The sequence below is a fragment of the Campylobacter sp. CFSAN093227 genome, assembly GCF_012897855.1.
Lineage (GTDB): Bacteria > Campylobacterota > Campylobacteria > Campylobacterales > Campylobacteraceae > Campylobacter_D > Campylobacter_D jejuni.
On the sequence record NZ_CP040610.1, the window covers coordinates 1,112,936 to 1,125,052 of the forward strand.

Sequence of the window (12,117 nt, forward strand, 5' to 3'; positions counted from 1 at the left end):
AACATAATTTCACTCAAAGAATTTTAAATGATAAAGATTCTATAGTGGATGGAATTTATAATGAAAGGATTAAAAAGGTTCATACTCAAACCATAGACTTAGCTAAAAATGTCAATGTAGGAGGAGAATACTTAACTAATGTAGGCTTATCTAAAGATACCATAGTAGGATTAAGCAATACCTTAAATGTAGGAGTAGATAATAAAGTAAGAGTATCTAAGAATTCTAGCGAATATGTAGGAGAAAACAAAGATATAGAAATAGGTGCTAATCAAAACACTATTATCCATAAGGATGAGATAAGAAATGTGAAGGGAAATAAAAAGGAGGTGGTTGAGGGGCATTATGATATTAATATCAGCGATAAAATGCAAGTATTAAGCGAGAAAGAGATGGATTATAAAAGCAAAGACAATATTCTTTTTACAAGTAATGAATCCATAGGATTTGAAAGTGATAAAAATACAAGCATGGTAGCTGATAATATCACAACTATTCATGAGTTAAAAGCCGATAGCGAAGCGACTATACAGGTAGGAGAAACAATTATTAATGCAAAACCTGATTGTGTTATCATTAAAGCAGGTGGAGTAGAAGTAATTATAGACTCTAATGGACTTGTGGTTAAAGGTGGAGAGCTTAAAGCAGAGTAAAGGATAAACAATAAAAAAACCTTTTTACAAACTTAAAAGATTTTATATACCTTGTGGTGTGCTTATAGCTTTGATTATTTTTATAAGCTTAACTTATCATTTTTTACAACGACCTTTAGAGCTTATCTTTTGGGATAGATATTATTATGAAAAAGAATATCAAAATGCTAAAGATATGTATAAACTATTTAAAAGTAATGAAGAAGAATTTAAAAAAGTTTTTAAAGAGCAAAACTTAAATGAAGAATTAAAAACAAATCAAAAAGAATTGTTAAATTATATGCATCATTTCAAAAGAGATTCTAATTTTATGCAAATTTTAGGTTTGGATAATGCTTATCTTAAAGCTCTTAGAGATAAGACAAGTATATTTGGAAGAAAAAGTGAAAATAATCTTAATTATTTTTATCTTGCTTCTAATAGCACTACTAATTTAGATGAAATGAATAATTTTATAAGCATTATAGATAAATATATCATTTTTATCAATAAAATAGATACATTGCCTGACACTTATACACTCATGAAAATAGCCTTTAACGCTGATTATTTTCTTTTTAATCTCGTCCCATTTGCTTCAAGCCTAGATAAAAACTTTATTTGCTCTATACCGCAAAAAGAACAATTATTAGAAAATATGATAAATTCTTATGAAAAAATGGATTTATTATACAAAACAAAACTAAAAACCGAAATTCAAGAAATGATATACCCAGCGATATATGCAACAAAAAAACTTAATCATTTCATAGATATTGCCAAAGGAAGATTAAATGCATGTGGAAAATAGTTTAAATTTTAGATACAATATTATAAATTAAGGAGTAATTATGAATTTATTTTACAAAATTTATTTTTTTATTTTATACCACCCTATAAAAGCTTTTTTTATTCTTGTCCTTATTGTGAGTTCTTTTTCTTTTGTTGATAAATTTATTCTACCTAAAAAAGAAAGGGAGCTATCTCCAATTATACAAATTGTAATAAAAGATTCTGAAAGCATCCCTGATTATATAAGCAATACCAAAAGCAAAGAAGTTTTTCTTTCCCAAAACCCAAGCTTAAAAGATTTATTTGAAAAAATGGCCACAGAATATCCTTTAAAATCAGGACTTAATTTTGGAAAACCTGAATACATTGCAGGAGTTGCCACTGTAGAAAAGGATTGGGGAGAATATATGGAAAAAATTTTAAAAGAAGATAGCGAAGAGCTCTTGAAAAAAGCTAACTCTTGTAAAATTATAGATGTAAAAAGTAAAATGCAATGTTTTATAGAAAAGATAAATTATGTTTTTAAGATTATAGACTCTCAAAGTGAAAATTGCACTCTTAATCTTATTAATAATAAAGATTTTTATAATAATCTTTATGAAGTAATTTACTTTGCTTTTTATGATGATGAATACGATAAAAATTTGAAAAAAGAAGAATATTTCTTTTCAAAAGCTTACTATGCAGCAAGGGTTTATTTTTTAGCAAACAAACAATGCTTCATAATGGAGTAAAATAATGGCTAGCTTAAGCGAATTAAGAGAATCATTGACTTATGTCATACCACTACAAGAATTGTTAGAAAACGAAGATATTCTAGGAGAAGCTGTTAATAGATATATTAAAAAATCACTTAGCCATCTGGATTTAGTAACAAATTTTATAGAATCAGAAGAAGTATATCATAAGACTAAGAATTTTAGAAAAGCTGTAGTTCATTTTACAAGTAATTTAGTTAGCGGTCCAATTATTGCAGTAGGTATTGTAGGTGGCATAAGAACTGGTCAAGTAGAAGTTGCTGTAATTACAATTATTTATGCAAATGATATTCCTGTCGCAATCGAGAATGCAACCAATAAAGCTTTCGATATCTATGATAATACTTTAGATGCAATATTAGAATTTATTTTTGATGGTACAGCTTCTCGCATAATAACAAATTTTCTTAATTCTACATATGAAAAATTTCTTGCACCAAGAAATTTTAAGCAAATTTGCAATAGTCCAGAAGAATGTCAAATTTTACAACAAGATAATTTTCAAATTCTCATAAACGGTTTATCCCTCTTCACCCCACACCCCTACCCTAGCTATTCTAAAGAATACGAATTTGTCCTAGCAAAGAAAAAAGAACTTATAACTAAAACAAGCATAGCTTCTAATTCCTATAATTTTATGGATGAAGAGTATTTAAAAAACATACAAGATTTACAAGAACAAGATCAAATCATTGATCAAGAAGAACAAAAATATCAACTTGCTTTAAAACTTTACAAAGAAGATAGTAAAATCAAAAATGAGATTTTTAATTCTTTATTTAAATCCTTAAATGAAAATCTAAGCTTTCAATTAAAACAAGAAAGAAATACTTTTTTAAATCCAAATCAAAGTTTAAACATTATCGCTACTAAAAAATACTCATTAAAGACTTTAAATTTACAAGATATTGATAATATTAATATCAATTCAGAACTTTATTTGCTAAAAGCTTTATATTTTTGTGAAGATTATGTTTTATTTGACAAAGATAAGCAAGCTTTATTTGATAAAAACACAATAAAAGAATTAGAATTTGATTCTAGTTTTTATACTATCTTTGTCTCCCACAAAGACAAATTAAACAATACTTATTTAAAAGCAAGAAAAGAGCTTTATAAAAGTATTGATGAATTTAAAAAACTTGGCTTTAAAGATTTAGAAAATGCTTATCAAACTTATATTAATTCTTTGATTGTAAATAAAGAAATAAAGATGACAATTTTATAATTAATGTTATAATGCAAAATAATATTATTTTTAAGGATAAAACCTTTGTTTAAATTCTCAAAAAAATCTTGGATTATCATTTTCATCTTGGTGGTTTTATATGTAGTTATTAGCAATATTTATGAATTGTTTAATTCTATGGAAGCTGATAATAACAAAGCAAGAGAAAATCTTAGTGCTTTAATCAAGTGGAGCAAAAACGAAGGCAAGGAAGAATTAGAGTATGCTAAGAATTTAAGCAAAGAAAACTATAATCAAGAAAAAGTTACACAAATGATTATTAAAAATCTTAAGATGATACAAGCTAGTATTGAAGATATGAAAACTTTAACCTCTTACTATCCTACAGAAGAAGATGTTGAGCTTATGAGACAAGCTGGACATGTTACAACAAATTCAAATACTGATATTATACTTTATCTTTTATACAATGAAAGAAATATCACAAATCATAAAACTTATTTTTTATTTGACAAGGAAAGATTTAAAGTTTTTGAAGATTTTTTATTTTTTCTAAATACTCGTTTAGAAGAGGATTTTTTACAAAAAGATATTCATAAGTTTGATAGCTTTGATGTAGTTAGAATCGGAATGTATATTAACGACCTAATTGGCTATAATAGTGGATTTACTAGTATGTATTTGAGTGAATTTTCTCAAGATTATATTTGTGATTTAAATACCCCTAAAACTATGACAATTTTAAATGGTATGAGCAAAATTGATTTTACTTCTAATAGAATTTTATTATTTTTTAATAAAGAATTAGAAAAATATGCTTATACTGATGATAATAATTTAATAAAAAACCTTCAAAAATTGATCTATATTTTTAAAAAATTCAAACTTAACCAAAAACAAACTAATAAACTTAAATCCATACAAACCAAACTAAAAGAATGCACAAATGAATGAGATAAAACTTAACACTCAAAATAAAACCTTAAACGAAACAGAAAAAGACACAAAAACTATTTTTAAAATATCAAGGAATATAAATGAAAAAACCTTTTTACAAACTTAAAAGATTTTATATGCCCTGCGGTTTGCTTATAGCTTTGATTATTTTTATAAGCTTAGCTTATCGCCCTTTAGAGCTTATCTTTTGGGATAGATATTATCATGAAAAAGAATATCAAAATGCTAAAGATACATACAAACTATTTAAGAGCAACGAAGAAGAATTTAAAAAAGTTTTTGTAGAACAAAACTTAAATCAAGAATTAAAACTTAATCAAAAAGAACTATTAAATTATATGCATAATTTTAAAAAAGATTTTAAATTTATGCAAATTTTAGGTTTAGACAATGCTTATTTGGTAGCTCTTAAAAATAAGGATGTATTATTTGGTTTGCAAATGCAAAATAATCTTAATTATTTTTATCTTGCTTCTAATAGCACTACTAATTTAAAAGAAATTAATAATTATTTAAATGTTGCGGATGAGTTGCTTGTCTTTATGAGTGAAATTGAAAAATTACCATCTAAGTATAATTTAGGTAAAATAATGTTTGAAATTAATTTTATGACTTATAATATCTTGTTTTTTGGTTTTACTTTAGATACAAATCTTATGTGTTCTATACCTCAAAAAGAACAGTTATTAAAAAATATGATTAATTCTTATAAAAAAATAAATTTATTTCATGATGCGGATTTAAAATTTCAAGATCAAGAATTATACGAAGCAATATATGTAACAAAAAAACTTAATTATTTCATAAATTTTGCTAAAGGAAGATTAAATGCATGCGGAAAATAATTTAAGTCCTGAAGATAGACAAGGTATAGAAAATGCTGTGCTTGCTAAAAAAGATATAATACCGGATTGGATAGCAAATTTTAATAGACAAGATATAGAAGACTTACAAGATAAAACTCAATATTTGCGGGATACTGTAGATAGATTAAAAAACACCGTAAATTCCTACTCCAAGCAATATCCTACTTTAGAACCAATAGCAAGAAAAATAAGAATAATAACCAAACCAACAGAAAACACTTTAAAAATTATGGATTATTCTTTAGAATATGTCCTTAATGGCGAAAGGTCGGTAGTTATTAAAGCTATAGCTGAAGGGGTTGAAACTATTGTTTATACAGTTGGTATTTCTGCGACTGCAATTGCAGCTGGAATTGTGAGTTTGGTTGGTATATTATGTCCAGATTCAGCACCTTTGGTAGCATTTGGTGCCTTTGTAATATTCACTCAAGGAGAGGAGCTGAGTTACTATATATCACAAAAAGCTAAAGAAATAATAATAAATTTTTTAAATCCAAAAATACAATATTTTCCACAAACTATCCATCTGGGCAATGGACAATATTATAAAAATGATAAAAATATAGATGAAATATTCAACAATATATACGAAGTTCTTGGTTTATCCCTCTTCACCCCACACCCCTACCCCAGATATTCTAAAGAATACGAATTTGCCCTAGCAAAGAAAAAAGAACTTATAACTAAAACAAGCATAGCTTCTAATTCCTATAACTTTATGGATGAAGAGTATTTAAAAAACATACAAGATTTACAAGAACAAGATCAAATCATTGATCAAGAAGAACAAAAATATCAACTTGCTTTAAAACTTTACAAAGAAGATAGTAAAATCAAAAATGAGATTTTTAATTCTTTATTTAAATCCTTAAATGAAAATCTAAGCTTTCAATTAAAACAAGAAAGAAATACTTTTTTAAATCCAAATCAAAGTTTAAACATTATCGCTACTAAAAAATACTCATTAAAGACTTTAAATTTACAAGATATTGATAATATTAATATCAACTCAGAATTTGCTTATTTAAGAACTTTGTTTTTATGTGAAGCTTTTTTAGTTTTAGATAATAATGATAAAGCTTTATTAAATGAAAAAATAGCTAAAGAAATTTTAGAATATGATGAAGATGAATATATTCTTTTTATTTTCCACAAAACCAAACTAAACGATACTTATTTAAAAGCAAGAAAAGAACTTTATAAAAGTATTGATGAATTTAAAAAACTTGGCTTTAAAGATTTAGAAAATGCTTATCAAACTTATATGAATTCTTTGATTGTAAATAAAGAAATAAATAGTAAAGACGAAACAATAAATAAAAATAAAAATAAAGAAATAAATAAAAATTTAAATCAAGATGAAAATTCAAATCAAGAAAGTGATACAAAAGAAAATACAAATAGCATAAAAGAACAAGATTTTTATCTTTTATCTTCCCACTCTAAAAACCTAAACCATTTCATCTTAGAAAATAAAGACAAAAATAAAAAAATTATCTTTTTAAATAATACTTCATCGATGTCAAATTTAATCCATATTTATGATAGTCATTGCGATATTTTTATTAAAAATGAATCTTTACTTGACATTAAAAGAATAGAAAAAGAATATGATATTAAATTTAAAGAATTTAATACAAGAGTGTTTTTTTACGAAAAACTTCTTTTAGGTGCAAAAGAAAATAATGAGTTTTCATTTGAAGATAAAGAAGAAAATTTGCTTTATTATTTTAAATACGATAAAGAGGATTTAAATTCTCTAGGGGATTTGAATATAAAATATAACAATCATAATGCAAAGATTAAAAATTATTCTTTATTAGAAGAAAGTTTAAATATTAAACTAGAACCCAAAGAGCTTAAAAAAGAAATTGTTTACAACAATACAAGTTTTAACAAAATTTCAAAAGAACCCTTAAATGAATCCTCATCCAGTGCTAAAGAACCTTGCTTTATCACTTTATATTTAAAAGATGAACACAATAAACCCATTGCTAATGCTAAAATCATTATCAAAGGTTTTAAACATGATGAAGCTTTAAGAGTAGTTAATCTAAAAAGACGCAGTGATGAAAAGGGTAAAATAAAATTTGATAAAGAAAAGTATTTTAGTGATTGTTATAGCTTTAAAGTAAAGCTTGATGAAAGTGAAGCTTATTTTCCTACTCCTTTACAAAATGCTAAAAGGATATTTAATAATTATACCCATCACAAAGTTGGACTCATGCTTAAATTTAAAGCAAAAGATCATTTAGTTTATGATGGATTTAATCTCTATCATTATAAAGGAAATGAATTAATTAATTCTTATATGGCAAGAAGTGGTACTGCTAAGGCAGATAATGAAAAAAGAAGTAAAAAGCAAATTGCAAATTATTTTTACCAAGATGAAAAAGATACAAGTAAAGGTAAAAAAGCTTATTTTTATTATGATGATGAAAGTATTAAAGATAGATTTGGCACTTTGCCTGAAGGAGAATATTATTTAAAGATTAATGAAATAGCTAAAGATACTAACCCTAGCTTTTTAAAAGATTATCCCTTTGAAATAGGAAAAACTTGGGGAAAATGTTGTGTAAGATTATATACCAATAAAGAATGTTCTAAAACTTTTAAAGAAGTAAAAATAAAAGAAAGTAATGAAAAAGAAAACAAAACAAGCAAAAAAGATAAAAAAGAGCAAAGCATAATAAAAGATAATCTATATCTTTACTCTATCAATGAAAAGGGAGAATTTGGCAGTAATGGTAGCATAGGTATGGCACAAGCACAGTTATTAGAGGATTTAAGTAAGCAAGTTAAGTTTGTGCAGAGTGAGGGGGAAAATATAATCTCACTCAAAGTGGCTTACCCTGAAAAAATAGATAATAAAATTATATTTGTAGGAAAAGTTTATGAATAAAACACTAATATTTCATGAAAATTCCCATATTGATTTAAATGCTTCTTTTGCACCAGAGACTTATATAGAATTGCAATTAGAAAAAGAAAGCGATAAAACGCTAAATTGGAGTTATGTAGAGCGCAATAGTGAGAAAAAATGCGATCTTTGTTGGATGTTGATTGTCGTTCTATTGAGGCTAAAGATCTTAAATTTATAGCGAGTTTTAAAGGTAATATTTGTGGATTTCATTTACCTATAAGTAGAGATAATGAACCAATAAAAGATATAAAAGATTATAAATATTACATCATAGTCTTTGCTTATGATGAAAAAAAGGCTATACCTAGTTTAGAAGATTTTCATATAGTTATAGATATGAGCTTTAGAGTAGGAGTTGGAAGGGATGAGGATGTAAAAGAAAGCAAACTAAGGAATGATTTTAATAGTGATATAATTCAAACAAATTGTATTTTTAGTGTTCTTGAGGCTGTAGAGTTTTTAAAAGCTTGCCAAAGTTTTAAAGAAAAAGCAAAAGAAACAAATAATTATGAATTTTTTAAAAATTATCCCCAACTTACAGGAAAAATTGCTTATATTTATTATAGATTTGATTTAGCTAATGAAAAATTTATTAAAAGTGTAAGTGATGGAGATAAGTATTTAAAAGAAAGAGAGAAATTTGTTAAAAAATTTATAGATGTTTATTCTGATGAGAAATTTTTTATCATACCAAGCTATAAAGCAAAATTTAGTGAATTTTCAAACAAAAGTGATGAGGAAAAAATTATGTTTTTTCAAGAATTTCTTGAAGATTTGGTAAAAGCTTTTGACATAGAACCACCAATTCCAACTATTTATAAAGAGTTTAAACAATACAATAACGGATCTTATAATAGTGTAGGAAAAAAAGCATTATATTTGAATTTAAAAAACAAAAAAGAACAGATATTATCAACTTTTTTTCACGAATTTAGACATTTTTATATTGATAAAAATAATTCTAAAGAAATAAAAAATCAACATACAGAAAGCATTTTTAAACTCATATATTCTAATGGATATTTTAAATTTGAAAATGTTGTTATGTTTTGGGCGTATGATAAAAAATGCATAATTAGTAATAATTATACAGATTGTGTCGGAGTTAAACCTTATAAATACAGTATATTTTCAGATAAGCCTGCAATTTATTGGTTTTCTCCAAGTGAAAGAGATGCGAGAATAAGCACATTTTATTTTGAAAAATATAGGGGTTGATATGTTAGAAGTAGCCATAAAGAATATATTTAAACATAAAGATTTCTTACAAACCAGAAAAGAACCTTATGCTATTTATTTAGCCATAAATACAAACATAAAAAGTTATAATAATATTTGTCCTAGCGAGCAATATTTTTGGAAATTTAATGATATGAATGAGCTTGAATGCTATAATCCAAAATTTGGCATATATCTTGGTAAAATTGTTTTTGATAAAAAAGGCAACAAACTCATCCCAAAATACATACCCGCTAAATTTGAAAATTTAGAAGAAGAAGTTAAAAAGATAAAAAATCCTTTATGGCTTGCTAATAAAAATCCTAATTATATTAAACCTAAATTTTATGATGGTATGGGTGGGGGTTATTATTTTGAAAGTCCAAATAATTTAGAGTATCAATGTAAAATAGAAAAAGACACTCAAATTTTAAGCCAAGAACAAATCATTTCCTATGTGAAAGAACTTTATAGTAAAAACACAATGATAATAAAAAATTATATTGATGCAATCAATAAAAATCATGGCATAAAACCTTTCGTATTTAATGATGAAATTTATGATCAATTAGGAGAAGTTGGCATTCTTACAAAAGAACAAGCTAATAATTTTAAAGATAAAAGTTATATTAAAAAAAATCCAATATTGCTTGCTATGCTTGATTATTTAGCAAAACAAAATAAAAAAGATGAAGATTATTTAATCACTTTTGATGATGAGTATTTTTATGCTGATTTGGTTTGGAGTTTAAAAGATTTCTTATTAGAGCTTTCTTATGGTTTGTTTCAAGATGAAACCAAGCTTCTTTTTAATCCTGCAGCTTATATGGATGACACAAAAATAGATTATAAAAATTTAAACGAAGAAATAAATAAGCGTTATGAAAAAATATTGCTTGATATGGGATTTGAAGGAGAAAATGGTTATTTTAATGATTATTATGATTATAGCTTTGGCAATAATGGTATTTTTAAATTTAACATATATGATTATTTTGCTTATGATGAAATAGGAGTGCGCCCATATGTTTCTCCTAGAAGCCCTTTTTATAGCCCTAATTTTGTCTATTCTGATGGAAATTATCACGGAGATGCAAAGCTTATCCCTTCTGCTTTAGGAAAGTATTATTTTGAGCTTTCCTATCAGAAAGGAGTTTATATAGAACTTTTACGCCCTTATTATCCAAGCATAAAAGATTTACCAGAAGGTTGGGACAATAAAATGCTAGAAAAAGCTAATTTAAAATAAATATGAGCATCCATGAAAAAACCTTTTTACAAACTTAAAAGATTTTATATACCTTGTGGTGTGCTTGTAGTTTTGATTATTTTTATAAGCTTAACTTATCATTTTTTACAACGACCCTTAGAGCTTATCTTTTGGGATAGATATGATATATCGAAATTATCTATTAATAACGAAGAGAAAAATTTTAAAACAATGAAAACTGTGAATTACTCCTACTTTCGCTAACGCTTAGAAGTAGGAGCTTCCTAACTAAAGCCAAGTATTCTTAGCTAGCTCGAAAGGCTTCTTGTTTATAGCTTACACCTAAATTTTCATATAAAATATTAAAACTTATACAAAAATCTTTCATAAATTGTTTCAGAAGTTAAAGAGTTTGTTTGGTAAATTACATTAAGGGTTTAAGCCGCAGGCTGACCCCCTACGGCTAAATTGTGAAACCCCTGAAAGGAGGTAACTCAATGAGGCTCATAAAACTCATTCTAGTGGTTATTATACTGCTTTGTTTATTTATAGTCAAGGCATATTAACCAAGCGCCATTTTGGGGAAACTAGAGTGGGTTACCTGCGGTATCAAACAAACTTTTAACCAAGCTTATCTCCTTTATATTGAATTATTTTATTTTTTAATTTATATTTTTCTTGCTTATACTAAAAGATAAGATTCAATTATAAACAAAATGTATTAAGAAGCTAAAGAGTTTGTTTGGTATAATTATAAAAGGTAGATGCCAAAGGGCTGCAACCCTTTAGCGTTAATTTACCGCCCAGAAGGGAGGTGATTAAATTGCTAAACAAAATTATAGTAATAATTATACTACTTTGTATAATTATAGTCAAGTGTTATTAATACTTGATTTCCCATTTTTTAAAGGGGAGCTATAATTTTCCTTTGGCTTACCAAACAAACTTTTAACTAAACTTCTCTTCTTCTATTGATTTTCTATATTTGAAAAATTTTATTTTTTAAAAAGTATATGTTAAAGTATATGTTTTTTGTATTATTAATTTTTCAAGTATGTTCTTTTGGTTATTTTAACTATAAATCACAGTCCTCTTGAGCGCACCATATTATTTATCTTCTTTAATTTTTCTTTTAGCTAATCCCATATGCTCGTAAGCATCAATTTCTTTTTTGTAAGATCCAGAAATTTTCTTAAGTTCTTTATTTAAGTAACTTACTGTTTGTGCACTTGCATTAATATTTGCAGCCAAAGCAGAAACAAATTCTAGTTTCTTTTTTGCTGCTTCATCTAATTCTTTAGAAATTTTTGAACCAAGTTTATGTGTCTGCACATAAAGTTTGGCAAGTTCTTTTAATTCAATATCCGTTAGTTTAACATCGGAAGCAGCAATTATCATTTTATCTAAGTCTGTATCAAATTTTTTAGTCTTTTCAGCTACATGCTGCTTTTGGCTAGTTTTTTGCTTTTTAATTGTTTTTTTGCCATCACTTGTAATAAGATAAGCAATCATGACTAAAAACAATAAAAGCGCTAAAGCAGCACAAAAAATAACCAAAAAAATATGGCTCAT

10 protein-coding genes are annotated in these 12,117 nt (G+C 25.9%); 9 read left to right on the forward strand and 1 reads right to left on the reverse strand.

The genetic code is table 11. The features are described 5' to 3' along the window. Positions 1-44: 44 nt before the first annotated feature. From FBF06_RS05910 to FBF06_RS05950, 9 genes are all read left to right on the forward strand, one after another. Positions 45-653: a VgrG protein gene (locus FBF06_RS05910; RefSeq protein WP_228589006.1), complete on the forward strand. Its 609-nt coding sequence runs from the start codon at positions 45-47 to the stop codon at positions 651-653. Between the two features lie 70 nt (positions 654-723). After that, positions 724-1,443: a hypothetical protein gene (locus tag FBF06_RS05915; protein ID WP_060806661.1), complete on the forward strand. Its 720-nt coding sequence runs from the start codon at positions 724-726 to the stop codon at positions 1,441-1,443. A 40-nt stretch (positions 1,444-1,483) separates the two neighbouring features. Continuing rightward, on the forward strand, positions 1,484-2,158 hold the full coding sequence (locus tag FBF06_RS05920; protein ID WP_002801461.1) for a hypothetical protein: 675 nt from the start codon (positions 1,484-1,486) through the stop codon (positions 2,156-2,158). Between the two features lie 4 nt (positions 2,159-2,162). Continuing rightward, on the forward strand, positions 2,163-3,410 hold the full coding sequence (locus FBF06_RS05925; protein WP_168977583.1) for a hypothetical protein: 1,248 nt from the start codon (positions 2,163-2,165) through the stop codon (positions 3,408-3,410). 45 nt (positions 3,411-3,455) lie between these two features. Then, on the forward strand, positions 3,456-4,325 hold the full coding sequence (locus FBF06_RS05930; protein WP_002870327.1) for a hypothetical protein: 870 nt from the start codon (positions 3,456-3,458) through the stop codon (positions 4,323-4,325). Between the two features lie 83 nt (positions 4,326-4,408). After that, positions 4,409-5,173: a hypothetical protein gene (locus FBF06_RS05935; protein WP_011049864.1), complete on the forward strand. Its 765-nt coding sequence runs from the start codon at positions 4,409-4,411 to the stop codon at positions 5,171-5,173. Next, a complete protein-coding gene (locus FBF06_RS09865) occupies positions 5,157-8,096 on the forward strand; it encodes a hypothetical protein (RefSeq protein ID WP_248276705.1) in 2,940 nt (979 codons plus the stop codon). Before FBF06_RS05935 ends, FBF06_RS09865 begins: the two co-directional genes overlap by 17 nt. A 138-nt stretch (positions 8,097-8,234) precedes the next feature. Further along, positions 8,235-9,335, forward strand: coding sequence for a hypothetical protein (locus tag FBF06_RS05945; RefSeq protein WP_248276706.1), 1,101 nt, complete (start codon positions 8,235-8,237; stop codon positions 9,333-9,335). Further along, entirely contained in the window at positions 9,316-10,584 is a 1,269-nt protein-coding gene (locus FBF06_RS05950) for a hypothetical protein (RefSeq protein WP_052795895.1), read from the forward strand. The genes FBF06_RS05945 and FBF06_RS05950 overlap by 20 nt, the downstream gene beginning before the upstream one ends. Positions 10,585-11,652: 1,068 nt before the next feature. Here the strand turns inward: FBF06_RS05950 and FBF06_RS05955 are convergent. Continuing rightward, positions 11,653-12,102 (reverse strand): hypothetical protein, encoded by a 450-nt coding sequence (locus FBF06_RS05955; RefSeq protein ID WP_079460379.1) that lies wholly within the window; start codon positions 12,100-12,102, stop codon positions 11,653-11,655. Between the last annotated feature and the right edge of the window lie 15 nt (positions 12,103-12,117).

Bases quoted from the DNA above. Each gene is read 5' to 3' on its own strand.
- FBF06_RS05920 (WP_002801461.1), top strand. From the start codon at position 1,484: ATGAATTTATTTTACAAAATTTATTTTTTTATTTTATACCACCCTATA.
- FBF06_RS05925 (WP_168977583.1), top strand. From the start codon at position 2,163: ATGGCTAGCTTAAGCGAATTAAGAGAATCATTGACTTATGTCATACCA.
- FBF06_RS05935 (WP_011049864.1), top strand. From the start codon at position 4,409: ATGAAAAAACCTTTTTACAAACTTAAAAGATTTTATATGCCCTGCGGT.
- FBF06_RS09865 (WP_248276705.1), top strand. From the start codon at position 5,157: ATGCATGCGGAAAATAATTTAAGTCCTGAAGATAGACAAGGTATAGAA.
- FBF06_RS05945 (WP_248276706.1), top strand. From the start codon at position 8,235: ATGCGATCTTTGTTGGATGTTGATTGTCGTTCTATTGAGGCTAAAGAT.